Below are 25,688 nucleotides of genomic sequence, written 5' to 3' on the forward strand. Positions count from 1 at the left end.
CTAAATTACTATCTTTGCAAAAATATTTAGAATGAGCAGAGACAATAATAATTCAGGGAGACCTAAAAAACCTAGATCTTCAACAAGAAACTCAGACAGTCCTCGTTCTCTTAAATCTGGAGATTCCGGATCAAAACCTTTCAAGAAGTCATTCCCTAAAGCGGGAGAAAGAAATTCTGATTCCAAAAGAAGTGACGATACCAGTTATCAAGCTCGAATGAATAAGAAATATTCAAAAACTGAACAAGAACCATTTATTACCAGTTCAGGTGAAGAGAAAAAGACTTTCGGTAAATCTGCTCCCAAAAGAGGAGGTAGCAGACCCAATAGTTTTGACGCTAGAGATAAATACGAAAGAGGCAGCCTGAAATACGGAAGAAGACCCGGATCTCAAGGAGACGACAAAGATCAGGATAAAGCAAAATCTTTTGTACAACAAAGAAGATTCAAGAAAGTAGAAAAGGACGTTCATAAAGATACTATTCGTCTTAATAAATACATTGCCAATTCCGGAATTTGCAGCAGGAGAGAAGCTGACGAGTTAATTACTCAAGGTTTGGTAGAAGTAAACGGTAAAGTAGTAACTGAAATGGGTTACCAGGTTGAAAAAACTGATAAAGTAGTTTTCGATGGACAAAACATTACCCCTGAAAAGCCGGTTTATGTACTTTTAAACAAGCCAAAAGGGTATATTTCGACTACAAAAGATGACAAAGCAAGAAAAACAGTTATGGATTTGGTTGCAAATGCTTCTCCATACAGAGTTTTCCCGGTAGGAAGATTAGACCGTTCTACAACCGGAGTTATTCTTTTGACGAATGACGGACACATGACTAAAAAGCTGACGCACCCATCTTTTGATGCGAAGAAAATTTATCATGTTACTTTAGATAAAAAGTTGACGAACGAAGACCTGAAACTTATTTCAGAAGGAATTCGTTTGGATGAAGGTGTTGCTGAAGTTGATCAGATTTCATTTATCGAAGGGAAACCTAGAAATGAAGTCGGAATTGAAATTCATATCGGCTGGAACCGTGTTATCAGAAGAATTTTCCAAAGATTAGGATACGAAGTGGAAGCTCTAGACAGAGTAATGTTTGCAGGAATGACAAAGAAAAACATCAAAAGAGGACACTGGAGAATCCTTACGGAACAGGAGGTGAATAATCTTAAAATGCTTTAGTCGAGATACGAACTTAAAAGTTTCGAGTCTTAACTTAAAATATAAAGACGCAGAATTAAATTTCTGCGTCTTTTTTTATTTTCAAAGTTTGTCACTCTGACGAAGGAAGAATCTATTATTTGGATTAAAGAGATTCTTCATTTCACTTTGTTCTATTCAGAATGACAAATCGAATGTTAAGTTTTAATGCAAATTACAAAATTGAAATTTGTGTTTATTCAAAAAACTATCCCAAGATTGTCACTCCTTTCTGCAACATTTCAAAGATAGCATCTTTTCCGTTATCAGGTTTTACATTGACAGCACGAGTTCCGTTGAAGTGAAGACAAGTAATATATCCAAGATTAGCTGCATCAAGACAAGTAAATTTCACACAATAATCTAATGCTAAACCTACAATTTCCACCAATTGAATTTCATGATATTTCAAGAAATCATCTAATCCTGTTTTCATAAAATGATTGTTGTCCTGGAAACCGCTGTAAGCATCAATCTCAGTATTTTTTCCTTTCTGAATAATATGAGTTACTTTATCTCTGTTTAGATCTTTATGAAATTCTGCACCAAAAGTATTTTCTACACAATGATCTGGCCACATAAACTGCGGAACACCGTTTAAAATAATACTTTCGCCCACTTTTCTATTGTTATTGCTTGCAAAACTTTTGTGATTTGCAGGATGCCAATCTTGGGTAAGAACAATCTGATCGTAATGGTTTTCTTCCATCAAAAGATTGATGTAGGGAATAACTTCATTTGCTCCCGGAACAGCCAAAGCTCCGCCTTCACAAAAATCGTTTTGTACATCGACTATTATTAATGCTTTTTTCATATATAGCTTTCTAATTTTTTATTAATTGATGAAAGTTACCATTCAAAAATTTGTCCAAAACCTGATTATCTGACAAAACGGCATTTTAAAAAATAAAATTACAATCTGAAAGATATTTAGAAAGAAAAAACAGACGGCAATAGTTTATCTTTGCATTAAATAAATACTATATGTCATTCGAATCTTTAGGTCTATCACACAATATTATTCATTCTGTTAAAAAATTAGGTTATCTGAAGCCTTTTCCAATTCAGGAGCAAACGGTACCGATTATTTTAACAGGAAAAGATTTGATGGGAATTGCACAGACAGGTTCCGGAAAAACGGCTTGTTTTGTGATGCCAATTTTAGAAAAGCTACAAAATACAGAAGTTAAAAAAGATCGTAATGTACAGGTTTTAATATTGGTTCCTACAAGAGAATTAGCCATTCAGATTGATGAGGTTTTCAGAGCGTTTACAGACAATTTGAAACGTGAAGTCCGTACAATGGCAGTTTATGGCGGTGTTTCTATCAATCCACAGATGAAGGGAATGTTTGGGGTAGAAGTTCTTATTGCAACGCCCGGTCGTTTGTTGGATTTAATTGATCATAAAGCATTAAGCATTTCCCAAATAAAGCATTTAGTGATTGATGAAGCAGATAAAATGTTTCAGTTAGGTTTTGGTGAAGAGATGAACAAGCTTTTTGCCATGATGCCGGTTGCAAAACAAACCACTTTATTTTCTGCGACTTTAAATGATAAAGTTGCTGAGATGAAAGAACGTTTATCAATCGATCCTACGATTATTGAAATTAAAAAAGAGGAAGTTGAAATTGATAATATTGAACAATTAGCTTATCATGTTTCTCCGGAAAACAAAGGTCCGTTCTTAAGATATTTAATTAAAGAAAAGAAGGTTGAGAAAGCTTTAATATTTGTTTCTTCTACAAGATCTGCAGATAATTTGGTTGAAAAACTGAAAAAAAATAAAATAAAAGCTGTTGCTATTCACAGCCAAAAATCGCAAGGTGCCCGAAGAAATAACCTGGAAGAATTTAAAGTAAACGGAGCCCAAATTTTGGTTGCTACAGACTTAATCGGTCGTGGAATTCACATTGAGTCATTACCTTGTGTGATCAATTACGAATTGCCTCGTTCGCCTTTAGATTATATTCACCGCATTGGTAGAACGGGTCGTGCAGGCGAAAAAGGAACAGCAATTTCAATTTTGACTGATGATGAATTACAGCATTTCAGAGTGATACAAAAGAAAATGGGGAAGAAAGTGACTCTGCAAAGAACGGAGGATATTAATCTGCATGGTTATTAATATTTAAATATTTTTCTCGCAGATTTACAATAAGTAGTTTTAATTAATAAACTTGTTTAATTTTTAATTAACCACAAAAGAGACAAAAGATTTAGATATTTTTAATAAGTATAAAGAAAAAAGTACACAAAAGCTCTTTAAAAATCTCTGATTTTTTATTCTTTTGAGAACTTCGATTATCTAATAATAGCATCATAATTGTCTTTTGCTCCTTTTGTGGTTAAATTTAAACAGACTTAATATTAAACTATTTATAAATTAATTTTGATCAAATCATTAAATATTATCATTGAAAATGGACAATTTAGAACAGAAAAGATTTCCGATAGGTCGCTTTGAAGCTCCTGACAACATCTGCGACATTCAACTCACAGAATATATTAAAGTCATCAAAAATTTTCCAGACAAATTAAAAAATTTAATTGAAGATTTTAACGAAGATCAATTAGATACACAATACAGAGAAGGCGGCTGGACAGTGAGACAGCTTGTGAATCACATTGCAGACAGTCACATGAACAGTCTTATTCGTTTAAAATTGGCGCTTACAGAAGAAAATCCCACAATAAAACCTTACGACGAAGCAAAATTTGCAGAGCTTCAAGATAGCGTAAATATGCCGATAAAACCTGCGATGAGAATTATAAAAGGAACTCATCAAAGATGGACTGTTTTATTAAAAGCAATGACCAATAAACAGTTTGAAAGAACTTTTCATCACCCTGAACACAACGAAAGTTATGATCTGAGAGTTTACCTTGCGAATTATGTTTGGCATTGCAATCATCATTTTGCACATATTGAAAATCTGAAGAAAGAAAAAAACTGGTAGTGAAAAGCCTTCATAACAAGAACGATTTTAACGAAATTAAGCAGAGAATTGCTCAGCTTTCAGAAACTTCAGAAAGAAAATGGGGAAGTATGAATGCTTCTCAAATGCTTGTTCATTGTGATTTGATCTTACAGATTGCATTAAAGAAAATCACTCTTCCACCAATCAATTTTCTATTCAAATCAATCGGAATTTTTGTGAAAAGAGAAATGCAGATTTTCAATAACGGAATTCCCCGAAATATGCCTACTTTTAGAAAAGTAATCGTTAATTTTGAATGTAACTTTGAAGAAGCAAGAAACAATCTTTTAAAAAGGTTAGACGAGTATTATCTTGCTTACGAAAATCATCATTTGCCAAATCGCCATGAGCTTTTTGGTGAAATGAAAGAAAAAGATTGGGGATTTATGGAATATAAACACCTCAATCACCATTTAAAACAATTTAATGTATGAGTTTTTTAGATAAAATATTTGGCGGAAAACAGGAACAGGGAGAAACAAAATCTTTCTGGAAAACAATAAAGTCTGAAGAAGATTTAGAAAAAGCAATCAAACAGTCTTATGAAAATAGAGTAGCCATTTTCAAACATTCTACAAGCTGTTTTATAAGCAAAACGGTTTTGAAAAATTTTGAAAAAGAAATTGAAAATTCAGACGAACAAAATGCAAGTTTTTATTTTCTTGATCTTTTGGCTTTCAGACCAATTTCCAATAAAATTGCTGAAGATTTCGGGATTCGTCACGAAAGTCCGCAATTGATTGTTTTTGAAAACGGAAAAGCCATCAATAACGCATCACATCAGGATATTTCTTTAAGCCAGATTCTATGAGTAATATAAACGAATATTTAGCAAAAGTTTTTGAGGTTCCCGCTGAAAAAGTAAATTTATGCAGCATTCAGTATGAAATGAAAAAAGTAGGGAAGCACGAAATGCTTTTGCAGGAAGGCGAAGTATGCCGAAATACTTTTTTTGTTGAAAAAGGGCTTTTAAGAATGTATTCTATTGATAAAAACGGAAAAGAACACGTTATACAGTTTGCTCCTGAAAATTGGCTGATTGGCGACCGAAGCAGTCTTTATTTTAATGAAAAATCCCGCTATTATATTGAAGCAGTAGAAGATTCTGAAGTGTTGTTTTTACAGCCGGATTTTTTCAGTAAACTTTTAGAAGAATTCCCGAATACGATTGAAAAAAATGATCTGATTATTCAGAAGCATGTAAAAAGCTTGCAGGACAGAATCAATTCTTTGTTAGGAGAAACGGCGGAAGAACGCTATTTAAAATTCATCAAAATGTATCCGGATCTTTTACTAAGAGTTCCGCAATGGATGATCGCTTCTTATCTGGGAATTACTCCGGAAAGCTTAAGCCGTGTGAGAAAAGAACTGGCAAAAAAGAATTTTGTTACCGATAAATAATCTTTATTAATTTAAGATAAAAATAAAATCACCGCACCAAACAACTAATCGTTGTTAAGTGTGGTGATTATTCTATTTAGGTATTCCTGTTCTCTTAAAACTTTCTCATAAGATTGTTTGGCATACGAAGGCGACAACTGATAACCATCGGCATGGAGCTGATAACTGTCGTTCTCAACATATCCTGTAAAGTTCACCGTATATTCATGAATAAATTTATCGATCACTTTCTTTTTGATATCGCAAATCGTACTGTTCTTTATTTTTTGTAAAGAATTTAATATAAAAGACTTATCTCCAGTGAATTGAATTACCTGAGTAATCATTGCAAAATTGCTCAATGGCTTGTTATTCGTTTCATGAACAACAGCGTGCGGGTCATCTTCGAATATCATGATCTTATAGTTTTTAAAGTAAGTAATTATATTAAAAATTAAACTGTAGCGTTCCCTTCTACACCGTCAGAATTATCGGTTTTATTTCCGGTAACTGCGGCAGCTACAAAACTTAGAAGACTTACGAGTTTTCCAGCTTTGGTGTCCCAATAATAAGTATCTTTCGGCGTTACACGGATAATCGAAACATTAGGATCGTCTTTTCCGTCAAACCAAGCATTTGCCATTGCAGACCATTTCTCTTCAATGGTTGATCTGTCTTTATAAATCACAGCGTCACCAAATATAGAAAGATATTCTGAATCTGAGTTATTCATAAATAAAAGTTGTACTCTTTTGTCATCTTTTATTTCAAAATTTTTGTTGCTGGCTTCACTGCTGATAAACCATAGATTTCCGCTTTCATCAGTTTCCTGAAGACCCATCGGTCTAGTATTGATGGGTAAACTTTCTAGATTGGTGCAGAACATACAGATTTTAGCTCTTTCTGAAAGTTCCTTAATTTTTTTTACCGCTTCTGCGTTATTCAAATTTTCTGTTGACATAATATTATATTTTGTAATTGTGGTTTGTATTGTAGAATAAAAAATTCTATGATGATTGGTCGCTTCAAAAACCTAACCAAAAATATAAAATCTTTAAAAAAAAATTCAATTCCCCTATAAAATAAATTAAAAACAACAATTATTGATGAAAATGATACAACATTAACTAAAATTTATGATTGAAATCATAAAAACCTAATTTAATTTATCGTATATTTGAGTAAGGTTGATAAATCATACTGACTCAATTTTATAGTATGTTATCACTATTCACAAAATGAAAATTGTGAAAGATTTCTCTATTTAAAAATACTAAATACTGAAATTCAGTAAAATATTTAAGTATTGACATTACTTTTAATCGTAATTCACCATCCGTTTAAACCTTGTTACCACTAATATTTACTTATATCTTTTGTGAAGATTACAATCACAATCAATCGTAAATATTAAAATTATGGTTATCCACCAAAAAATCCTGAAATCTGCAGGAGCTATCAGTAAAAACTATTTAGCTACAGAAAATATTTTCACAGAAGGCGAGTCTGCTCAATATTATTTCCAGATTGTTTCCGGAAGTGTAAAAATGAATAATTATGATGCATCTGGTAAAGAACATATTCAAAATCATTTGGAGGCAGGAGAGTGTCTTGGTGAGTCTTTTCTTTTTATAGATCATCAATATCCTATGAATGCAATAGCCATCAATTCTTGTGAAGTTTTGAGTTTAAAAAAAAATTTATTTATCAGTTTAATGCAGAAAAATCCGAAAATGTGTTTTGAAATAAATAAAAATCTTTCTAAAAAGCTCCATTTTAAATAAATTCTGGCACAAAATATGTGTTGAAAAAATCCGACAGTAAAACTTACAATTAACCTCAATTGGCAGTATACTGTATTAAATGATAAAATTTTTACACCATGAAAACAATAAGTTGCATGAAGATTGACGAGCAATTGCTGAAATCTTACAGTGCTGAAACTAAAACTTACAAAGAAAAAGAACTTATTTTCAGAGAAGGCGATTCGCCGACTTTTTACTACCAGATTATAGAAGGTGTTGTAAAGGTTAATAATTTTAATGATGAAGGGAAAGAATTTATACATAATATTTTAGGAAAAGGGCAAAGTTTTGGAGATGCGCATTTATTTATAGAAAAAAAATATACTGTGAATTCTTACGCTCTAAAGCCTACAACACTCATCATATTGCCAAGAAAGAATTTTATTAATCTCGTAAAAGAACATCCTCATGTTTCTTTGGAAATAAATGCATGTTTATCGCACCGTCTTTATTTCAAAATGAAAATGATTCATGACATGGTCTCACTACAGCCTTCCGCAAGAATTCTTGGTCTTTTCAGTTATCTTAAAAGCTATACCGATTGTGAAGACCAGCATTCGTTTAATATAAAACTTACAAGACAGCAAATTGCCGATCTTACCGGTTTGCGCGTAGAAACTATCATCAGAACCATCAAAAAAATGGAAAAAGATAATCTGCTGAAAATTGAAGACCGTAAAATATATTATTAAAGAAAGTACATGACTCAAATCATAAGTTAATAAATCCTTAGCGAAGTATATTTGATATATTTTATCATAGAACCACAATCACAACACCAACCACCTAAATTAATTATAATATGAAAACAGCAGCATTATATTTCACCCAATAAGGTTTAGAAATTACAGTCTTTAAATCCCGGATTTAAAACTGTAACGTCAGTTTTTTATTCATTATTTACTTTCATGATTACCTCTTTTGTGGAGGAAGAGGTAATCTTTAGAACGCTTTAGAATTGGCATATTCATTAAGCTTTTTATGCTATACTTAAAAAACTGATGATCTCCATTACTTTGAAAAACACGTGAATATTTTACAACTTCATTAAAACAAATCTTATGGAATTTCAACAAAACTTACTCAATTATATCAGCGAATCATTAATAGCTACCAACGAAACGATTTCTATCGCTGAAAGTGTAACTTCCGGGCTTTTTCAGCTCGCTTTTTCACAAATGCCCAATGCATCAATGTTTTATAAAGGCGGAATAACTGCTTATACATTAGACCAAAAAGTTAAACTTCTCAATGTAGATTATGATGAAGGAAACTCATGCGACTGTGTTTCTGAGGAAATTGCAGAAACAATGGCTCTCAGTGTAGCAAAACTATTCGATACCGATTGGTCTATTGCAGTTACAGGTTATGCCAACCCAATGAGAAGTTCTACGTACAAAATATTTTCATATTATTCTTTTGCCTACAAAGGTGAAATTATTTTATCTAAAAAACTGGAGCTTCATCCTAAAACACAGGCTTTAGGAGCGCAACAATATTATACAGAATTTATTTTGGGATGCTTTAAAAGTGAGATTAATAAACTTTTAATTTTAAAATAACAAAGCTCAGGTAAAGAATAATATTTTAGAGATTAATAAAAGATTTTTCTGTTTTTGATTTTTAAAATTTCTTCTTTCTCCATGTTTTTTATTACCCTGATTACAGTTTCTACGCTTAATCCGGCAAGAGAAGCGAGCTGCTGTCTGGTTAAAGGAATCTGAAGAGCATATTGCGACTGGTCGTGATGATGATCTTTAAGATAATTCATCAAGGTTAACAATTTTTGGGCAGGTTTTTGAAAAGCCATACTCTGCATCATCAAAAACTTGTAATGCATATGCTCAGAAAGGAATTGTATATTTTTGAAATAATCTTCGGGATGTTGCTGCAAAAACTGTAGATACTGCGTTTTAGGAAGCCTTATCACTTCAGATTCTTCTACAACAACGGCATTTACCGGGTAGTTTTTTTCTGTAAAAAGTGAAGAAAGACCTACACTGTGACCTTGTGAGAGTATTCCTTGAATAAATTCTTTACCTCCTTCATTAAAATTATTTAATTTCACTTTTCCTTTGGAAATCAGGAAAAAGTAGCTTGGAACTTCACCTTCAGAAAATAAAAGATCATCAGGATTGTAAGTTTTTAAATCTGCTCCAAAAGAAAATAATTTATCTTCATTTATCATATTATTGGGATTAATTTTATCTAAAAAATTCATCATTATGTTCGGAAACATAAGAATGTTCAGATTTTTAGACATGTAAAGAAAGAGTAATTTTATACAAAAGTGAATTATTTGCCTACCACACAGATACCACATTAACTGTTACAGGCTAGAATTTTGATTAAATTAAACTCATAAACAAATAATATAGCTCCAATTAAACTAAAAATATAAATCGTTATTTGTTGATTAGAATCATAAAAAGAAAGATGAAAATTCTGATACATTTGAATCCAAATTTTGAAGAAGGAAAGATTAAGAATAATTTAATGGTAACGTAATAAGAATTTAGAAATTATTACCACTAAAAATAATCACAGTCTGAAAACTACGATAATAAATTGAAAAAAACTGATAATAAGAACGTTAATCAAACCAATGTTTTCCCAGAAACTTTGGTAATGATAGAGAAAAATTCTGCCAAATAATGAATAGAAATAGAGAAAACACCCAAGACTTTAATGCAGAACAATACAATGCAAAAATTTTGCTTGATGAGGAAATCATCAGACTTGCCAAACAAAATTCACCGCGCCTTTTAAGTAAATTTAAATCTGCATATCCCGAGTTTTTTGTAAAATTAGCTACCGTTAATTCTAATCTGCAAAATTCTGAAATTATTTTTTGTATTTATCTCAAGTTGGGATTGAGTACTAAAGAAATTGCAACTTATACATTTGTAACTCCAAAAGCCATTCAGAATAGAAAAAACAGATTAAGAAAAAAACTTCAAATCTCTTCAGATACCGATATTTACAAATGGTTTGATCAATTGTAAAAAATTATATCTCATAGATTTCTGCATCGGTAAAAACATAGAATCTTCCTTTTTTAGGAAGATTTTTTATGTCTAATCCTGTAAACTCGCTGAAAGCAGGAAGCAACAATTGATTTTCCGTTACGACAAAACATGGTAATTTTATTCTTTTTACCATAGAATTGATGACAAAACCGGGATGAATATGTCCCGTAATCTGAAATTTTGAATTTGATTTATCGAAATCGTGAACAAATAAAATATCATTGATTTCTAATGAACTATTTTTTAAATCCAGGCAAAGTTTCTTCTCTAAAGTTTTTGAAATCCTGTCGTGATTACCTTCCACCAAACAGAATTTAATGTTTGGATATTGATTTTTCCATTCACAAAATTGATCAACATCAGAATTGTCTCCGGCATGAAGCAAGTCCCCTACAATAATAAATTTTTCGGGTTGAAAATATTCAATTAAAATTGACAATCTTTCCAAATCATTTTTCATAATCTGGTTGGCTAAAGCAATTCCGTTTTTACGGAAATGTGCCGTTTTACCAATATGAAGATCAGAAAAAATCAATGCTTTTTCTTTTTCCCAAAACAGCGCTCGCTGATTCGTTAAAGTGAAAATTTCGTTTTGAATAGTTATATTTTTTGTTGTTATCTTCATTTTAATTTTATGTTTGTCATTCTGAACGAAACGAAAGTGTAGTGAAGAATCTATCCGTTGTATAGTTTAGATTCTTCCTTAACCAGAAATATTTAGATTCGGCGGAGTCAATAATAAATCATATTAAATAAATTCACAATTGACTTATTGACAATTCACTTTATATTTCTTCCCGATTGTTTAATCAGTTTCTGAATTCTCGCATCCAGATTTTCACTGGTTAAAGTCTGTCTTAAACTGTCAACTTTTATTGGAAAACTTAAAGGTGTAAATTTATTTGAATATTTTAAAATAAGCTTAGATTTTTCGATTCGTTTAAAAGCTTCTACCAATCGCTGTTCCTGCAATTGCATATTAAAAACTTCAGTATATGCCTGTCTCACAAGAAAATGATTCGGATCATGATCTTCCAACACCTTAAAAATAAGTCCCGCCGAACTTTGTAAAGCTTTATTCGACCGTTGCTGTCCCGGAAAATTCTGAACAACCATTCCGGAAATTACCGCAATATCTCTGAATTTTCTTCTCGCCATTTCTGCCGAATTAATGCTGGAAATCACATCAACCATCAAATTTTCTCGGTTTAAAATTTTCTCAAGATTATCTTCGTTTAAAGGGATTTCTTTGTCGCTGAATAATTCAAAACCATAATCATTCATTGCCATAGAAAAAGAAATGGGAGCCAGTTTTGAAATCCGGAAAGCAATTAAAGCAGCCATTACTTCGTGAACCAAACGACCTTCAAAAGGATACATAAATAAATGATAACCTTCCCGGTTTTTAATCATTTCGACCAAAAATTCATCTTCTTTCGGAATGTGAGATCGTTCTTCCTGATTGATTAATAAGGGATGTAAAAATTTCAGTTCTTTTTCCGATGCTTTTGGATTTAATGCACCAGATAATTTTTCTCTTAAAAATCGTCCCAAATTTGAACTTAAAGGTAATCTTCCACCAAGATAACTTGGCGCCATTGCTTTTCCTTTAGAAGCACGCACAAAAACAGTCATATCTTTTACCATCGCCACTTCCAGAACTCTTCCAGCCAAAATAAATTTTTCTTCTTTTTTCAGCCTCGAAATAAAATATTCTTCAACCATTCCGATATATCCGCCGGAAATAAATTTTACTTTCAGCATTGCATCACTTACAATTGCACCCATATTCATTCTGTGAAGCATCGCAATTTTTCTCGAAATGACTTTGTGCAAACCATCTTCCATTACCACAACTTTATGGTATTCTTCGTAGTTTTTCAGTGCACTACCACCAATTGTTAAAAAATCGATGATTTCTTTCCATTCTTCGTCTCTGATTTCCTGAAAAGTATAAACCTGTTTAATTCTTTCGTATGTTTCTTCGGGATAAAACCCGTCACCAATTGCTAAAGTCATTAAAAACTGAACCAAAACATCAAAACATAAAACCTGGGGTTCTCGAGGTTCAATTACATTTTGTTTAACGGCTTCTTTCAAAGCTGAAACTTCGATTAACTCTAAAGAATGCGTAGGAACACAATAAATTTTTGAAGTTTCAAAAGGGGAGTGACCGCTTCGTCCAGCGCGTTGCAGAAACCTCGCAACACCTTTTGCAGAACCAATTTGTATCACGGTATCAACAGGTTTAAAATCAATTCCTAAATCTAAAGATGAGGTAGAAACGACTGTTTTTAATTTTCCTGAACTTAAATTTTCTTCAATCCAGATTCTTAAATGTGCATCGATAGAACTATGATGAATGGCGATTTGTCCGGCAAAATCTGGATAAGCATCGAGCAATAATTGATACCACATCTCACTCTGGCTTCTAGTATTGGTAAAAACAATGGTCGATTTAGATTCTAAAATAATCGGAACCACTTTATCTGCTAATTTATGACCAAGATGTCCTGCCCAAGGTAAAATCTCTACTTCATCAGGAAAAACTGAAATAATATCAATCGTTTTATGTTGTTTAGCTGTGATTTTTGTCTTCTTTATATCGTAAGGAATCAACACTTCCATTGCTTCATCAAGGTTTCCAATTGTCGCTGTAATCCCCCAGATTTTTAATTTCGGAACGTATTTTCTTAATTGAGAAATCCCTAATTCAACAATCACTCCGCGTTTCGAACCTAATAATTCATGCCATTCGTCAATGGCAATACTTTGCAGATTTTGGAAGAATCTTTGGTGATTTTTTTGTCCGAGAAGCAAGTGTAGGCTTTCAGGTGTTGCCACTAAAATTTCCGGCATATTTTTGACCTGTTGCTGTCGAACTTTTGGATCTGTGTCGCCGTTTCTTACCCCAACTAACCAATCTAAACCAATTTCGTCAATGGCTTCCTGCATTGCTTTCGCAATATCTTTTGAAAGAGATCGAAGCGGTGTGATCCAGATCATTTTTAATCCTTTCTTATATTTTTCAGGATGATTCAGAAAATCAGAAATTAACGCTAAAAAAACGGAATAGGTTTTCCCGAATCCTGTTGGAGCGACGACCATTCCGCTGTAACCGTTTCCGAATTTTTTCCAGGTATCAATTTGAAATTTGAACGGAGAAATCGATTTTTCCATCATCCAGTTTTGAATGATCTTGAATCCTTCTGTATTTTCGTAGTTGCTCAAATTGTTTTTATAAATTAAATAATATTAAATCTACTGATTTAGAAGAAAAACTGCAGAGCAGTTTTATCTGTGTAGTAATTTAATTAATGTTATTAGCGGCGCTCCGTAGGAGTGCTATCTCTTTAAAATTTAGTTATAAGATAGAACTCCTACGGAGTTCTCCAATGTTTATGTTTTTTCTTCTACACAGATAAAGCTCCTCTAGAGCTTTCAAGAAATTATTGTATCAGCTTTTTAATCTCCTCAATATCATCGATTTCGTCAACGGTTTTATCTTTTCGCCATTTTAGAATTCTTGGAAAACGTAATGCAACACCACTTTTATGCCGATTGCTGAAACCAATTCCTTCAAAAGCAATCTCAAAAACTAATTCGGCTTTTACGGTACGAACCGGACCAAATTTTTCAATTGCATTTTTATTCACAAACTTGCTGACTTCCATAATTTCTTTATCAGTCAATCCGGAATAGGCTTTTGCAATCGTGACCAATTTATCGCCGCTTTTCACAGCAAAACTGTAGTCGGTGTAATAAGCGCTTCGTCTTCCGCTTCCTTTTTGGGCATAAATAAGAACTGCATCAATCGTCATTGGATTGATCTTCCATTTCCACCAATCGCCTTTTTTTCTCCCTGAATGATATTGTGAATTTTTCTGTTTCAGCATCAAACCCTCGCTGTTTATTTCTCTGGAGTTTTCTCTGATTAAATCTAATTTGTTCCAATCATCAAAATCGATTGACTGAGAAATTTTTATGTTTTCTGGAACTTCATTTAATAATAATTCTTCCAAGATTGCTCTTCTTGCTGACATTGGTTTTTCGCGCAAATCAGTTCCTTCGAGTTCTAAAATATCATACGCAAAAACTTCAATTGGAATTTCAGCAAGCATTTTTTTGGTTAAAGTTTTACGGTTCAAACGTTTTTGTAATTCATTAAAATTTAAAACGTTACCTTCCTTTACTGCAAGTATTTCTCCATCTATCACAAAATTACCTTTCATTGCTTTTACAGTCTCCGCAATTTCAGGAAACTGCTCGGTTACCAATTCTTCACCACGAGACCAAATAAAGACTTCATCATTTCTTCTGATGATTTGTCCACGAATTCCGTCCCATTTATATTCGATGAGCCAATCTTCGGGTTTCCCTAAATCTTCCAAGTCTTTTTCCAAAGGATAAGCGAGGCAAAAAGGGTAGGGTTTTGAATTATCAGGATTGATATTTTCAGCAGAAATCAATTCTTTAAATGAAACTTCATCCGGTTGCCATTTTCCCATTAAACTGTGCATTAAAGTACTTGCTTCCTGTCCGGAAAATTTTGTAAGAGAATTAATCAATGTTTTTGAAGAAACACCAATTCTGAAACTTCCGCCTAATAATTTATTGAAAATCAAACGTTGTATATAATCCAAACCATTCCAGGAATTGAGAACAAATTCTTTTTTTTCAGCCTCGGTTTTATTCTTTAAACTAATAATTTCTTGCATCCATTCAGATAAAGATCTTTCAATTTGTTCGGTGGGTGGCGGAAGAATTAATGATAACGTTTCCCCTAAATCTCCAACCGATGAATAGCTTTCCTGAAAAAGCCAAAACGGCAATTGGGTAATTTCCAACGCCCATTCTTTCATATAATTCGTATTAACATTTCGCTTGGGTCTTTTACCTGTAAATAAAGCAATAAACCACAATTTATCATCATCTGGCGCACGTTCGAGATAATCGATGATGGCATCGATTTTTGCATTGGTTTTATTGGTGCTTTCGAGAGCGTTGATGAGTTCTGCGAAATTTTTCATTTCTTATATTATTTATAATAAATTTTGACGGTTTTAAAATCTTTTTTATCGCAAAGATTTTATAACAAATCTCATATTTTTTAAGATTGCAAAGGCAAATAAAATTTGCTGCGCAAAGCATATGCCTTAGCTTAATCAAATCAACTTGTTGATTCTTTCTTTGCTCCTTAAAATCAAAAGAATAGATAAAATCTTTGCGTTTAATAATTATCTAATTCAGTTTCAATTTTCAATAATTGTTTTCTCTTTTTCTTCTTCATCGTCGTCTCCATACAAAGTTTCTACAACATCAGATCTAATTCCGATTTCATTTAAATATTTTGAAAAAACTTCGGTTTGTCCATGAGTAACATGAACAATTTCGGCTTCAGTGGCTTTTATAGCTTGCAACAACCCTTTCCAATCGGCGTGGTCACTCATTGGAAATCCGGCATCGGCACTTCGCCATCTCCTTGCACCACGAACCTGCATCCACCCTGAACAAATTGCTGTTGCTGCATCAGGAATTTTTTTAATGACGTTGCTGTCTAATAAAGCAGGAGGAACGATTACAATTTCGCCTTGAACGTGTTTTATATTTTCTCTAAAATCAGGAACTTCGTAATCAGGAAGTACGATTCCTACTTCTTCAAAGGCTTTATTGAGTTTTCCAATCGAGTAGTGGACGTGGATTTTTCCCATTCCTTCCACGGCTTTCATAATTCTTTGCGCTTTACCTAAAGAATAGCCTATAAATACGGATGTTTTTTGATTCTCTTGATTTCTGAGAACCCAATTTTGAAGTCTTTTATTTAGATCAGGAACTTCAAGCCAATTATAAATAGGAAGTCCGAACGTACTTTCTGTAACAAATTCATTACATTTTACCACTTCAAAAGGGGTACTCAAACCATCATCCTGAGTTTTATAATCACCGGAAATTACGCTTACATAACCTTTATATTCGAGACGGATCTGCGCCGAACCAATAATGTGACCTGCAGGATGAAGCGAAAGCTTTACACCATTGATATCTAAAACTTCACCATATTGCAAAGTTTGACACTCAATATCAGGAGAAATTCTTTGGTGTAAAATGGGTTTTGTAAAATGATGACAAAGATATTTTTTCATTCCCCAACGAGCGTGATCAGCGTGTCCGTGTGTGATGACCGCAAAATCAACAGGTCGCCAAGGATCAATATAAAATTTTCCCTGCGGACAGTAAATACCTTTGTTTGTGAATGTGATGAGTTTCAAGAGCGTGATGATTAGTGTGTTTCTGAATATTCAAAAACCTAACCAATTTTGCCGAAAAAGGTGAAGATATTTTAAACTTGATCTATTGCAAGCTGCAACGAATTTTTTTGAAGCAAATCTTTATAGTATTCAGAAGGTGTTTTTCCGATGATTTCTTTAAAATATCGGTTGAAGGAAGATTTAGATTTAAACCCTGCATCGTAAGCGAAGGATAAAAAATTGATATTTTCGTTTTTCTCTATGGCTAATTCTACACTGTTTTTAAAATATTCTATTCGATACTCATTGATATAGCGGTAAAACGGTTTATTTTTATAATTGTTCAGCATTTCACTGATTTGGTATTTATTAATTTCGGTTTTTAAAGCTAATTGATCTAAAGTGAGATCGCAGTCTCTAAAAAGCTGTTTTGTACCAACTAAATCGTCTAATTTTATCCAAATATTTTTAAATTTCCGCTCATAATCTACCGTATTAATCAGTATTTCTTTCTCATGGCTGTCATTACTAATCTCTAACTGAATATCATTTTCATTAGCATTTTCTAGTCCGGAACTAAAGTTTTTTCTTATAATTAAAAGACAAATAATAAGTAATATAAAGTACGATACACTTCTTAAAATTATATTTACCGTTTCTATACTTTCCGGATAAAACTGAAGCAGTGTTTTGGAAATGACAACTAAAGATTCCATGACCAGAATACAGGCAGAAATTCTTATTATAACATCATATTCACTCTTATCAGCAATCAACAGACTACTTTTTCTGATTATTAATATACTTTTTATGGGGTAATATAAATTAATGATGAAGATTAATGCCAAACTGAAGCTATTATAAGCATCTAAAAGCTGATGATTTACTTTACCAAGGATAATGAAAACACAGGAAATTGTGAAATAAGCAATCATTAAAACAAAAAGCGGTATAAAAATAAACCACTTTTGATGTAGTAAAAATTCTTTTTTTGTCTTAGAAAGGGTGTATAAATAAATCAAAGGTCCATAGCAAACAGAGATAAACGTATTCATCTGCTGTCTGATACTTTCATCGGGTATAAATCTAAATATAATAAACTTGATTGTAAGATGTACAGCAATTGCCGAAAGCAGAAAAATAAACAGATAATTAGATAACGCTTTTTTTTCTTTCACAATCAACAGCCAAAGCGCAACAAGTGCCTGAAAAGCTCCTATTATAACGATATATTGCATTCTTCCTTAGGTTTGTACAAAGTAAATACAAAATCATTATTTCATTATTCAGAATACTGTTATATATCTATTAAACATTTTAAAAGCGATTTAATATTCTGTTCATAAATAAATAACAAACAGTTCAATTCACATAAACAATTAAAAACAAGACTATTAACAGTATCATTCCAACGAGTGATACGTTTTGATTGATGATTTTTTTCTCAGGACGAAAGCAATCGATAAACCGTCCAATTTTGCAGAAAAAATAAATCAATGAAAAATTCTACTGGTTTTTTAAAACAGAGGTCGAGAATCATTCAGATATCTGCATTTTTTCTGATGGCATCTTTTGGAACCATTCATGCACAGACTATTAAAGGAACTGTAGTCGGAAAAACAAACGGCGCTCTTCCCGGAGCAAACATTTCTATTGTTGATGAGAATACGAAAGCTGCATCATCTTTAGACGGAGATTTCAACTTACTTTCTCCAAAACTAGGTGAAATTAATCTTAAAATAGAATACATCGGTTATGAAACCAAATATTTCCCGGTAACTGTAAAAGAAGGTACAAACGACATCGGTTACATCACCATTGATCCTGAAAATATTGCAAATAAAGATAAGCTTAAAGATATTCAAGAAATTATCATTGCTAGACCAAATGCATTAACACAGGCAAAAGCTTACGAAATAAAGAAGAACAATAATGCAATCATGGAAGTTATTGCAGCCGATGCAATCGGAAAACTTCCGGACAGAAATGCAGCTGAAGCTGTACAAAGAGTGCAGGGTGTAGCAGTTGCAAGATATCATGGTGAAGCAGATCAGGCGACTGTAAGAGGAACTCCTTTTGCCTGGACTTCGGCATTGTTTAACGGAAACCGACTTCCGAGTGCCAATGTTTTGGGAAACCGATCTTTTGTATTAGACGTTGTTCCTTCAGAATTAATTCAGTTTGTACAAGTTGCCAAAGCAGTAACTCCCGATATGGACGGTGATGCCATCGGAGGAAGTATCAATTTTATTACAAGAACTGCTCCAGCAAAGAAAACATTAAGTGTAAGCGGAGCGGGAGGTTACAATAATTTTTCGAAGGACGGGACTTATAATGCGTCACTTGTGTATGGCGACCGTTTTTCCAAAAATAAACTGGGAGTACTTTTATCCGGAGCGATTTGGGACAGACAATGGGGCGCAGATTCTTTTGATGTAACCTATAACACCAACGCAGCCAATGATGTTGAAAGAAAATCGATCAATACCGTGATGATGAAAAGGTATATGGGAACGAGAAGAACGATTGGTTTGAATGGTGGATTGGAATATAAATTTAATGCTAACAATAAAGTTTATTTCCGTGGTATGTTTAATAAGTTTGATGATATCCGTCCGGTTTATGAAACGTATGTAGATTATACAAATACCCGCTATCAATATAATTTCAGATATTCTCATTATCAGACAGAATTGTACGGAATGGAATTGGGTGGGGAGCACAGTCTTACCTCAAAATTAAGCTTAGACTGGATGTTAAGTGATTATTCCGCAAAATATTTCTTAGACACTCCTCCTACAAATGATACAAAAGGACTTCCTATCGCAACTTTCAGACAAAAAATAAACGGAGGTTTCAACAATCTTACAAATGGAAAACGGTATTGGGGATTTGATTCTCCCTCGGGAATTGGAGGAGAATATACTGATTACAGCTCAGATATTGCAAATTCAAACGACGTGATAAGCGCCAACAAACTACTTCTTTCTCAATTGGTGATTTCAAAATTAGATAATAATGAAAGAGATAAGATTGGAAGAGTAAATTTTAAGTATGATATCAATTCAAATATTACATTAAAAGCCGGTGCAAAATATCGTGAAAAAGACCGTACAAGCACTTTTGGCTATAATGCAGTGTATCTTCCATCAGCTGGTAATTCTCTTACCCTTTCTCAGTTAGCGACTTCAGAACCACCAAAAGGAACTGCTTTCTTGGGAAATATGAATGGAAATTACAATCAATATGTAATGAATCCGCCAACAAAAGATCAGCTTTTCAATTTGTTTTCGCCACAAACTCTACAACAAAACGGTTTTAATGAATTAAATGATCCTGCAAGAAACACTAGTCTTTACACCGGCGAAGAATCGGTTTTTGCAGCCTATGCAATGGCAGAGATCAAAGCTTCAGAAAAATTTAAAATTATCGGAGGTTTCAGAAATGAATCTACAAGATTAACATTAAACGGCTCAAAGCTAACCAAGGAAGGAAGTGTTTCAACTTTAAGCCCATCTGTAGTAGAAAGTAATTACGATGCGTTTTTACCGATGCTTCATTTACGTTATAATATTTCGCCAAAAGCAAATTTAAGATTTGCCTATACAAAATCATTTATCAGACCCAATTTTGGTGATATGTCTCCAGGATCAAGCATCGACAATTCTTCGTTTGTTATCACAAGAGGAAATCCTGATCTGAAACCCACATTCAGCCAAAATCTTGATTTAATGGGAGAATATTACTTCAATAATATTGGTATTCTTTCGGGAGGTGTATTTTATAAAAAGATCTCTGACATTGTTTTCTCAGATACTTCTGTGATGAATATTGACGGAACAAATTACACGGTAACTCAGTCAAAAAACCTTCAGGATTCAAAATTATTAGGATTTGAGGCTGGAATTAATAAACGTCTTGATTTTCTACCGGGCTTCTGGAATGGTTTCGGGGTAGAATTCAATTATACCTACATCGACTCTGAGGTTGAGGTTCCGAGAACTGCCAATATTTTTGATAAAACTTCTTTGCCGAATCAATCTAAAAATCTATTCAACGCCATTTTATATTACGAAGGTAATAAAGTGATGGTGCGTCTTGCCGGAAATTACAGAGGAAAATCAGTAGAAACCATCAACCAAAAACTAGGACCCGATTATTATATCTGGTCAGATAAAAACTTTACGATTGATTTCTCAGCAAGTTATGATATTACTAAAAAAGTTAAAGTATTTATTGAGCTGAATAATTTGAGCAATGAGAGCTTAAGACTTTATATGGGTGATAACAAGAAAAGAATCACTTCAAACGAATGGTACGGAAGCAGAGGACAAATGGGAGTTCGTTGGCAAATATTTTAAAATTTATATATGAAAAAAACAGGATTAGCATTGGCAATTATCGCCTTCGGAGCAACTGCGAATGCACAAATTACAGACAGTTTGAGACGTGTTGTAAAAATGGAAAGAGCTTATAATTTCAGAGATACGGGAGGCTACAAAACTGCAGACGGAAAAGAAGTTGTTTTGGGAAAAGTATTCAGAAGTGATGCAATCGATAAACTGACAGATAAAGATTTAAAAACCTTTAAAGATAAAAAAATCGTTACTGTGGTAGATTTCAGAGGTGTTGAAGAAGCTAAAAAAGCTCAGGATCGTTTACCGGAAAATACAAATTATATTTTGTGCCCTGCAGGAAGCAACAATCTTCCGACAACACAAGATATGGCAAAAATGTTCAAAGACAAAAACTTTCTATTTGATATGTATGGTGATGGCGGATTGCCTTATTTCGGAGAAAGATACAGATCATTATTCGTTCAGTTATTAACTCTAAAACCTAATGAAGCTCTTTTATTCCATTGTACAGGAGGGCGAGATAGAACAGGAATGGCTTCAGCTTTATTTCTTAAAATATTGGGAGTTCCGCAGGAAGTTATTGAGAGCGATTATGTAGCTTCAAACTTTTATTTAGCAAAAAATCCGACAATGAAAGGAATGTATTCCGGATTATCAAAAATGGCGGGAATGACAGAAACAGAAATCAAACAACAAATGGAGTTAAGACCGGAACTGATCAGAAATTTCTTTGCAGCCATCAATAAAAAATACGGAAGCGTAGAAAATTTCTTTCAGGTAGAAATGGGGATAGGATCGAGAGAGATTGCCGTTTTGAAACAGAAATATTTAAAATAGTCAATAGTGAATTTTGCTTCGCAAGTCATCAGTCAATTTTAAATATTCACCAAAAAATTGACAAGCAAAGCGAATTGACAATTCACCATTCAGTAATAAAAAATCAGTCAGAATTAAATTTTTAGAATAAGCCGTGTGATTTTTCGCACGGTTTATTTGCTTTCGGTAGATTTTAAATCAAGACTTTTCTGCAAATCGCTCCATGCACCGCCGTTATAAACTTTTTTAAAGCCTTTTTCTTTTAAAATAGATTCAACTTTTACACTTCTTAAACCGTGTGAGCAAACTGTAATATAAGTTTTCTCCGGATCAAGTTCTACATATCTTTCACGGATAGTTCCTAAAGAAATATTTTGTGAACCATCAATATGTCCGGTTTCAAACTCTTTTTCGGTTCGCACATCAAGAATTACGGCGCCGTTTTTAATTAATTTGTCTAAACCATCGTCCAACGTTTGGAATTTATAGACTCTGTAAACAACATACATCAGGAAAATAATTCCGCCAAAGATCAAAATACTTTTCATTTGTAAATATTTATTGTTTTTTAAAGAGGTGACTTTATAGCTTACTTAATATCTTTCGGTCAATATAGAATGTTCCAAACGGAATGATGCAAGCCAATAATACTTTCCAGGTAGTTTCTTTGAATTTCCAGTTTTGTTCTATACCAACGCTCAACGTATTAAATAAAAACAACAGAAATAATGAACCATGAATTGGTCCCATCATTTTTACAAAGGCTGGATCATCAAATCCATACTTCAATGGAACTGCGATAAATACTAAGGTTAATAATGAAATTCCTTCAAGGATCGCAATAATCCTTAAGCGTCCGATTTTAGTTTTAAATAGATCAATCATAATTATCTGAAATAAGGTCTGTTAGCAAGTGGAGAAAACGGCCAGGGAATAGCAATGAAAATAACGACTAAAGCGATGATGAAATAAATCAACATGGTTTTAAATTTCTCTTTATCAGTCGTTTTTCTTTTTGAAATGGATGATCCAATCGTGATCAGAATAATAGAAAACAACATCAGAAAAATATGGATCAAACCGAAAAACAGTAAATCAAATGATTCTTTAGCTGCATTGAAATTATTCCAAAAGTATTTGAAGATAGGGCTTTGAGAATACAATGTAATTCCTAAAACCAGTTGAATATGAGCGATCGTTGCTGTAGAATGTCTTACAAAATCATCTGTTTTTGTAAATTCTTTATTCGAAAAATAACCTTTGTAAGCAATGAAAATCGAGTAGAGTAAACTCAGTAAAACCAACCATCGAAAAGTAGAATGCAGAAATGTAAGGGTTTGATACATATTCAAATTTTTATCAACACGACAAAGATAAAACAAAAACATACTAATTGGTATGTTTTTAAATAAAAAAATTATTTCAGTGTATCAAAATAAGACTTAAGTCCCTTTAAATAAATAAGATAAACTCCTTTAGAATTTTCTAATTTACCCAGATTTCTTACTCCCCAATAACCGGACATCACAAAAACAGTAACCTCTTTAGCGCTAATGTCAGATTTAATTTTACCATTTTCTTTTCCTTTTTCTATGGCACCGATCATTGCTTTTTCCCATTCCAGAGAAAGTTCATTTAAAGCTTTTGTAAATTCAATATTCCAGGGTGCCATTTCCTGTGTAAAGTTGGAGGCCGGGCAACCGTATTCAACCTTCAGATCTTCATTCTCCATCAATAAATGATGCATCAGATCATAAATTGTATCTAAAGGATCTACATCGCTTTGAAAAGGTTCAATAAAAGTATTTTTGAAAGTAGGTCTCATCCTTTCATTGATGATGGCCAAACCCATTTCATCCTTCGTTTTAAAATAATAATAGAAAGCTCCTTTTGTTACCTGAGTCGTGGCAATGATCTCATCAACACTCGTTGTCTGATAACCGTTGGTGTAGATCAGTTCAAATGCTTTTTGAAGAATATTTTGGCGGGTTGCTTCCGATTTTTTCATAAAATACCAATGGGTCTGTTTTACAAAGGAACAAATTTTATCAATCAAAAAAAAGAGCTGCTTTGAAACAACTCTTTTAAATTAATGATCTAAGGGATCAGTTTTTCTTCTCTTAATTTTTCAAATAGATCAAGAAAAGATTCTTCAGTGTTTTGATATTCTACAAATCCTGATTTTCTACTGTTGCTCATGTCAGTCATTACTTCCAAAGGTCTTCCCAAATCTAAATCGGTATGCCAAGCTGAAGACAATCGGTCTAAATTGCTTTCTTTTAAACCATATTTTTCGGCTATTGTTTTCCAGATCTCATGTTTGTTCTGCATTTCTTTTTCAAGAGGTTTAATTTCATTTTCAAAACCGACAGCTTCTATTTCAAACCAATCTGCAAGTCTTTTCCAAAGCCATTTCCAACGAAACACATCACCATTTGAAATATTAAAGGCTTTATTTTTAGCTTCTTCTGCAGTTGATGCCCAAACCAATTGTTTTGCTAAAATTCTTGCGTCTGTAACATCCGAAATTCCGTTCCATTGTTCAGAAGATCCAGGCCAGACAAATTTTTCACCCGTTTCTTTACAGATACTTGCATAAACCGCCAAAGTAGTTCCCATATTCATTGCATTTCCGACAGCATAACCGATCACAGTATGAGGTCTGTGAATGCTCCAGGTAAAACCATCTCTCTCAGAAGCAGCATAGACCTCATCTTCCTGAGCATAATAAAAGTTAGGAAGTGGAAGTCTCGGTTGGTCTTCTCTCACAGGAGTTTCCGGAAGTTTTCCTTCTTTTGCGTACGCTTCGAATGGTCCTAAATAATGTTTCAATCCTGTAACCAAAGCAACATGTTGTACCGATCTTTTTGGAGATAAAACATTAAGTAAATTCCTCACCAATGTGCTGTTTACACGAATATTTTCTTCTTCAGTATCATTTCGCATCCACGTTGTGAAAAAGATATGAGTAGGAGAGATGTTCTCTAATGCATTCTCTAAACTTTGCACATTTAATAAATCAGCTTTTACGGGAATCAATCCGTTGATATTATCATTTGTATTTCTGGATATTCCGTAAGTTGTCCAGCCTTGAGATATAAGCTCCTGAGCAAGATTGCTTCCCGTAATTCCTGTTGCACCGACGACCAATGCAATGCTTTTATTGTTTTCCATAATGTAAAATTTCTTCTACAAAATTATGAGGATGAAAAGCGAAAACACTTGATCTACATCATGAGTTTCTGTTGACTTTAATCAAGTCCATATTCAGTAAACATCAACCTTTCAATAAAATTTTCTTTCGGATTCTACTGATCGTTTCAGGAGCTAATCCTAAATAAGAAGCAATAAGATTATGCGGAACTCTCTGAATGACCTGTGGATTTTTATGGGCAAATTCCCTGTATTTTTCTTCTGCCGTATAACTGTTGGATACAATCAAGCGATAATCTTTTGTAACCAGACTATTCTGATACAAGATCCTGAAATAACGATCCATTACTGGAATTTTAAGCATCAGATCTTCATAATCCTCTCTGGTGATCATCAACAGTTCTGTATTTTCGACTGCATCAATATTCAAAACAGATCTTTCCTGATTAATAAAGCTGTTAAAATCTGAGATCCACCATCCTTCGAAGGCAAACATATTGATGTGATCACCACCTTTTCCATCAGGAAAATAAGACTTTAACAAACCTTCACTTACAAAAGAAAGATACTTGCAGACATCTCCTTCCTGCAGCAAATATTGTTTTTTCTTCAATTTTTTCACTGAAAAAAAAGATTGTAAATCAGTTTTCTGCTGATCCGTTAAATCAACTTTATCCTGAATGTGAGAAAGGAGCATATCAAACATTAGAAAAATATT

27 protein-coding genes are annotated in these 25,688 nt (G+C 33.1%); 12 read left to right on the top strand and 15 right to left on the bottom strand.

The genetic code is table 11. The annotated features are described in order from the left end of the window. Positions 1 to 31 precede the first annotated feature (31 nt). Positions 32 to 1,183: a pseudouridine synthase gene (locus tag BUR17_RS03195; RefSeq protein ID WP_228418596.1), complete on the top strand. Its 1,152-nt coding sequence runs from the start codon at positions 32 to 34 to the stop codon at positions 1,181 to 1,183. 226 nt (positions 1,184 to 1,409) lie between these two features. Here the strand turns inward: BUR17_RS03195 and pncA are convergent, their stop codons facing one another. Further along, positions 1,410 to 2,015, bottom strand: a complete 606-nt coding sequence (gene pncA / locus BUR17_RS03200; RefSeq protein WP_074228734.1) for a bifunctional nicotinamidase/pyrazinamidase — start codon at positions 2,013 to 2,015, stop codon at positions 1,410 to 1,412. A gap of 170 nt (positions 2,016 to 2,185) precedes the next feature. Here pncA and BUR17_RS03205 point away from each other — a divergent pair, with 170 nt between their 5' ends. The 5 genes from BUR17_RS03205 (at position 2,186) to BUR17_RS03225 (ending at position 5,582) form a co-directional block, all read left to right on the top strand. Further along, a complete protein-coding gene (locus tag BUR17_RS03205; protein WP_074228736.1) occupies positions 2,186 to 3,328 on the top strand; it encodes a DEAD/DEAH box helicase in 1,143 nt (380 codons plus the stop codon). 295 nt (positions 3,329 to 3,623) lie between these two features. Then, complete coding sequence (locus tag BUR17_RS03210) at positions 3,624 to 4,160, top strand: YfiT family bacillithiol transferase (RefSeq protein ID WP_074228738.1); 537 nt, start codon at positions 3,624 to 3,626, stop codon at positions 4,158 to 4,160. Beyond that, a complete protein-coding gene (locus BUR17_RS03215; RefSeq protein WP_228418597.1) occupies positions 4,160 to 4,615 on the top strand; it encodes a hypothetical protein in 456 nt (151 codons plus the stop codon). Before BUR17_RS03210 ends, BUR17_RS03215 begins: the two co-directional genes overlap by 1 nt. Next, positions 4,612 to 4,992 (top strand): bacillithiol system redox-active protein YtxJ, encoded by a 381-nt coding sequence (ytxJ, locus tag BUR17_RS03220; RefSeq protein WP_074228739.1) that lies wholly within the window; start codon positions 4,612 to 4,614, stop codon positions 4,990 to 4,992. The genes BUR17_RS03215 and ytxJ overlap by 4 nt, the downstream gene beginning before the upstream one ends. Next, on the top strand, positions 4,989 to 5,582 hold the full coding sequence (locus BUR17_RS03225) for a Crp/Fnr family transcriptional regulator (protein ID WP_074228741.1): 594 nt from the start codon (positions 4,989 to 4,991) through the stop codon (positions 5,580 to 5,582). Before ytxJ ends, BUR17_RS03225 begins: the two co-directional genes overlap by 4 nt. A gap of 44 nt (positions 5,583 to 5,626) precedes the next feature. Here the strand turns inward: BUR17_RS03225 and BUR17_RS03230 are convergent, their stop codons facing one another. Continuing rightward, positions 5,627 to 5,977, bottom strand: a complete 351-nt coding sequence (locus tag BUR17_RS03230; protein WP_074228743.1) for a hypothetical protein — start codon at positions 5,975 to 5,977, stop codon at positions 5,627 to 5,629. Positions 5,978 to 6,015: 38 nt separating this feature from the next. Next, positions 6,016 to 6,522, bottom strand: coding sequence for a pyridoxamine 5'-phosphate oxidase family protein (locus BUR17_RS03235; RefSeq protein ID WP_074228745.1), 507 nt, complete (start codon positions 6,520 to 6,522; stop codon positions 6,016 to 6,018). A 457-nt stretch (positions 6,523 to 6,979) separates the two neighbouring features. Between BUR17_RS03235 and BUR17_RS03240 the strand changes: the two genes are divergently transcribed. The 3 genes from BUR17_RS03240 (at position 6,980) to BUR17_RS03250 (ending at position 8,928) form a co-directional block, all read left to right on the top strand. Then, a complete protein-coding gene (locus tag BUR17_RS03240; protein WP_074228747.1) occupies positions 6,980 to 7,345 on the top strand; it encodes a Crp/Fnr family transcriptional regulator in 366 nt (121 codons plus the stop codon). Between the two features lie 98 nt (positions 7,346 to 7,443). Next, on the top strand, positions 7,444 to 8,058 hold the full coding sequence (locus BUR17_RS03245; protein ID WP_228418599.1) for a Crp/Fnr family transcriptional regulator: 615 nt from the start codon (positions 7,444 to 7,446) through the stop codon (positions 8,056 to 8,058). A gap of 369 nt (positions 8,059 to 8,427) precedes the next feature. Then, positions 8,428 to 8,928 (top strand): CinA family protein, encoded by a 501-nt coding sequence (locus BUR17_RS03250; protein WP_074228751.1) that lies wholly within the window; start codon positions 8,428 to 8,430, stop codon positions 8,926 to 8,928. A gap of 32 nt (positions 8,929 to 8,960) precedes the next feature. Here the strand turns inward: BUR17_RS03250 and BUR17_RS03255 are convergent, their stop codons facing one another. Beyond that, positions 8,961 to 9,605, bottom strand: coding sequence for a Crp/Fnr family transcriptional regulator (locus BUR17_RS03255; protein ID WP_228418601.1), 645 nt, complete (start codon positions 9,603 to 9,605; stop codon positions 8,961 to 8,963). Positions 9,606 to 10,020: 415 nt separating this feature from the next. On the opposite strand from BUR17_RS03255, the gene BUR17_RS03260 reads away from it, so the two are divergent. Beyond that, positions 10,021 to 10,371 (top strand): helix-turn-helix transcriptional regulator, encoded by a 351-nt coding sequence (locus tag BUR17_RS03260; RefSeq protein ID WP_074228753.1) that lies wholly within the window; start codon positions 10,021 to 10,023, stop codon positions 10,369 to 10,371. 4 nt (positions 10,372 to 10,375) lie between these two features. Here the strand turns inward: BUR17_RS03260 and pdeM are convergent, their stop codons facing one another. From pdeM to BUR17_RS03285, 5 genes are all read right to left on the bottom strand, one after another. Beyond that, positions 10,376 to 11,020 (bottom strand): ligase-associated DNA damage response endonuclease PdeM, encoded by a 645-nt coding sequence (gene pdeM, locus BUR17_RS03265; RefSeq protein WP_074228755.1) that lies wholly within the window; start codon positions 11,018 to 11,020, stop codon positions 10,376 to 10,378. A gap of 155 nt (positions 11,021 to 11,175) precedes the next feature. Then, a complete protein-coding gene (locus BUR17_RS03270; RefSeq protein ID WP_074230206.1) occupies positions 11,176 to 13,578 on the bottom strand; it encodes a ligase-associated DNA damage response DEXH box helicase in 2,403 nt (800 codons plus the stop codon). 266 nt (positions 13,579 to 13,844) lie between these two features. Then, positions 13,845 to 15,425 carry an ATP-dependent DNA ligase gene (locus tag BUR17_RS03275; RefSeq protein WP_074228757.1) on the bottom strand — a complete coding sequence of 527 codons (1,581 nt, stop codon included), beginning with the start codon at positions 15,423 to 15,425 and terminating at the stop codon, positions 13,845 to 13,847. A 222-nt stretch (positions 15,426 to 15,647) separates the two neighbouring features. Then, positions 15,648 to 16,664 (bottom strand): ligase-associated DNA damage response exonuclease, encoded by a 1,017-nt coding sequence (locus tag BUR17_RS03280; protein WP_074228759.1) that lies wholly within the window; start codon positions 16,662 to 16,664, stop codon positions 15,648 to 15,650. A 71-nt stretch (positions 16,665 to 16,735) separates the two neighbouring features. Next, positions 16,736 to 17,881 carry a helix-turn-helix domain-containing protein gene (locus BUR17_RS03285; protein WP_074228760.1) on the bottom strand — a complete coding sequence of 382 codons (1,146 nt, stop codon included), beginning with the start codon at positions 17,879 to 17,881 and terminating at the stop codon, positions 16,736 to 16,738. 258 nt (positions 17,882 to 18,139) lie between these two features. On the opposite strand from BUR17_RS03285, the gene BUR17_RS03290 reads away from it, so the two are divergent. Together BUR17_RS03290 and BUR17_RS03295 are read left to right on the top strand one after the other, a co-directional pair. After that, positions 18,140 to 21,004: a TonB-dependent receptor gene (locus BUR17_RS03290; RefSeq protein WP_074228762.1), complete on the top strand. Its 2,865-nt coding sequence runs from the start codon at positions 18,140 to 18,142 to the stop codon at positions 21,002 to 21,004. A 9-nt stretch (positions 21,005 to 21,013) separates the two neighbouring features. Next, positions 21,014 to 21,838 carry a tyrosine-protein phosphatase gene (locus tag BUR17_RS03295; protein WP_074228764.1) on the top strand — a complete coding sequence of 275 codons (825 nt, stop codon included), beginning with the start codon at positions 21,014 to 21,016 and terminating at the stop codon, positions 21,836 to 21,838. Positions 21,839 to 21,990: 152 nt separating this feature from the next. Here BUR17_RS03295 and BUR17_RS03300 read toward each other — a convergent pair whose 3' ends face one another. The 6 genes from BUR17_RS03300 to BUR17_RS03325 form a co-directional block, all read right to left on the bottom strand. Further along, entirely contained in the window at positions 21,991 to 22,365 is a 375-nt protein-coding gene (locus BUR17_RS03300; protein ID WP_084550372.1) for a rhodanese-like domain-containing protein, read from the bottom strand. A 34-nt stretch (positions 22,366 to 22,399) separates the two neighbouring features. Beyond that, positions 22,400 to 22,702, bottom strand: a complete 303-nt coding sequence (locus BUR17_RS03305; protein ID WP_074228766.1) for a DUF3817 domain-containing protein — start codon at positions 22,700 to 22,702, stop codon at positions 22,400 to 22,402. A 2-nt stretch (positions 22,703 to 22,704) separates the two neighbouring features. Then, positions 22,705 to 23,163, bottom strand: a complete 459-nt coding sequence (locus BUR17_RS03310) for a hypothetical protein (protein ID WP_074230208.1) — start codon at positions 23,161 to 23,163, stop codon at positions 22,705 to 22,707. A 71-nt stretch (positions 23,164 to 23,234) separates the two neighbouring features. Next, positions 23,235 to 23,825 (bottom strand): TetR/AcrR family transcriptional regulator, encoded by a 591-nt coding sequence (locus BUR17_RS03315; protein WP_074228768.1) that lies wholly within the window; start codon positions 23,823 to 23,825, stop codon positions 23,235 to 23,237. Between the two features lie 89 nt (positions 23,826 to 23,914). Further along, the gene (locus BUR17_RS03320; RefSeq protein ID WP_074228769.1) at positions 23,915 to 24,991 is read right to left on the bottom strand and encodes an SDR family oxidoreductase; all 1,077 of its coding nucleotides are present in this window, start codon (positions 24,989 to 24,991) and stop codon (positions 23,915 to 23,917) included. A 103-nt stretch (positions 24,992 to 25,094) separates the two neighbouring features. Next, positions 25,095 to 25,676, bottom strand: coding sequence for a Crp/Fnr family transcriptional regulator (locus BUR17_RS03325; RefSeq protein ID WP_074228771.1), 582 nt, complete (start codon positions 25,674 to 25,676; stop codon positions 25,095 to 25,097). Between the last annotated feature and the right edge of the window lie 12 nt (positions 25,677 to 25,688).

Origin of the sequence: Chryseobacterium scophthalmum (assembly GCF_900143185.1) — a bacterium.
GTDB lineage: Bacteria > Bacteroidota > Bacteroidia > Flavobacteriales > Weeksellaceae > Chryseobacterium > Chryseobacterium scophthalmum.

Excerpts from the sequence above, each read along its gene's own strand:
- BUR17_RS03275 (WP_074228757.1), bottom strand. The coding sequence starts at position 15,425 with ATGAAAAATTTCGCAGAACTCATCAACGCTCTCGAAAGCACCAATAAA.
- BUR17_RS03305 (WP_074228766.1), bottom strand. The coding sequence starts at position 22,702 with ATGATTGATCTATTTAAAACTAAAATCGGACGCTTAAGGATTATTGCG.
- BUR17_RS03320 (WP_074228769.1), bottom strand. The coding sequence starts at position 24,991 with ATGGAAAACAATAAAAGCATTGCATTGGTCGTCGGTGCAACAGGAATT.
- BUR17_RS03240 (WP_074228747.1), top strand. The coding sequence starts at position 6,980 with ATGGTTATCCACCAAAAAATCCTGAAATCTGCAGGAGCTATCAGTAAA.
- BUR17_RS03295 (WP_074228764.1), top strand. The coding sequence starts at position 21,014 with ATGAAAAAAACAGGATTAGCATTGGCAATTATCGCCTTCGGAGCAACT.
- BUR17_RS03210 (WP_074228738.1), top strand. The coding sequence starts at position 3,624 with ATGGACAATTTAGAACAGAAAAGATTTCCGATAGGTCGCTTTGAAGCT.
- BUR17_RS03245 (WP_228418599.1), top strand. The coding sequence starts at position 7,444 with ATGAAAACAATAAGTTGCATGAAGATTGACGAGCAATTGCTGAAATCT.
- BUR17_RS03290 (WP_074228762.1), top strand. The coding sequence starts at position 18,140 with ATGAAAAATTCTACTGGTTTTTTAAAACAGAGGTCGAGAATCATTCAG.
- ytxJ (WP_074228739.1), top strand. The coding sequence starts at position 4,612 with ATGAGTTTTTTAGATAAAATATTTGGCGGAAAACAGGAACAGGGAGAA.
- pdeM (WP_074228755.1), bottom strand. The coding sequence starts at position 11,020 with ATGAAGATAACAACAAAAAATATAACTATTCAAAACGAAATTTTCACT.
- BUR17_RS03285 (WP_074228760.1), bottom strand. The coding sequence starts at position 17,881 with ATGCAATATATCGTTATAATAGGAGCTTTTCAGGCACTTGTTGCGCTT.
- BUR17_RS03325 (WP_074228771.1), bottom strand. The coding sequence starts at position 25,676 with ATGTTTGATATGCTCCTTTCTCACATTCAGGATAAAGTTGATTTAACG.
- BUR17_RS03270 (WP_074230206.1), bottom strand. The coding sequence starts at position 13,578 with ATGATGGAAAAATCGATTTCTCCGTTCAAATTTCAAATTGATACCTGG.
- BUR17_RS03300 (WP_084550372.1), bottom strand. The coding sequence starts at position 22,365 with ATGAAAAGTATTTTGATCTTTGGCGGAATTATTTTCCTGATGTATGTT.
- BUR17_RS03250 (WP_074228751.1), top strand. The coding sequence starts at position 8,428 with ATGGAATTTCAACAAAACTTACTCAATTATATCAGCGAATCATTAATA.
- BUR17_RS03315 (WP_074228768.1), bottom strand. The coding sequence starts at position 23,825 with ATGAAAAAATCGGAAGCAACCCGCCAAAATATTCTTCAAAAAGCATTT.
- BUR17_RS03195 (WP_228418596.1), top strand. The coding sequence starts at position 32 with ATGAGCAGAGACAATAATAATTCAGGGAGACCTAAAAAACCTAGATCT.
- BUR17_RS03230 (WP_074228743.1), bottom strand. The coding sequence starts at position 5,977 with ATGATATTCGAAGATGACCCGCACGCTGTTGTTCATGAAACGAATAAC.
- BUR17_RS03255 (WP_228418601.1), bottom strand. The coding sequence starts at position 9,605 with ATGTTTCCGAACATAATGATGAATTTTTTAGATAAAATTAATCCCAAT.
- BUR17_RS03310 (WP_074230208.1), bottom strand. The coding sequence starts at position 23,163 with ATGTATCAAACCCTTACATTTCTGCATTCTACTTTTCGATGGTTGGTT.
- BUR17_RS03205 (WP_074228736.1), top strand. The coding sequence starts at position 2,186 with ATGTCATTCGAATCTTTAGGTCTATCACACAATATTATTCATTCTGTT.
- pncA (WP_074228734.1), bottom strand. The coding sequence starts at position 2,015 with ATGAAAAAAGCATTAATAATAGTCGATGTACAAAACGATTTTTGTGAA.
- BUR17_RS03260 (WP_074228753.1), top strand. The coding sequence starts at position 10,021 with ATGAATAGAAATAGAGAAAACACCCAAGACTTTAATGCAGAACAATAC.
- BUR17_RS03235 (WP_074228745.1), bottom strand. The coding sequence starts at position 6,522 with ATGTCAACAGAAAATTTGAATAACGCAGAAGCGGTAAAAAAAATTAAG.
- BUR17_RS03225 (WP_074228741.1), top strand. The coding sequence starts at position 4,989 with ATGAGTAATATAAACGAATATTTAGCAAAAGTTTTTGAGGTTCCCGCT.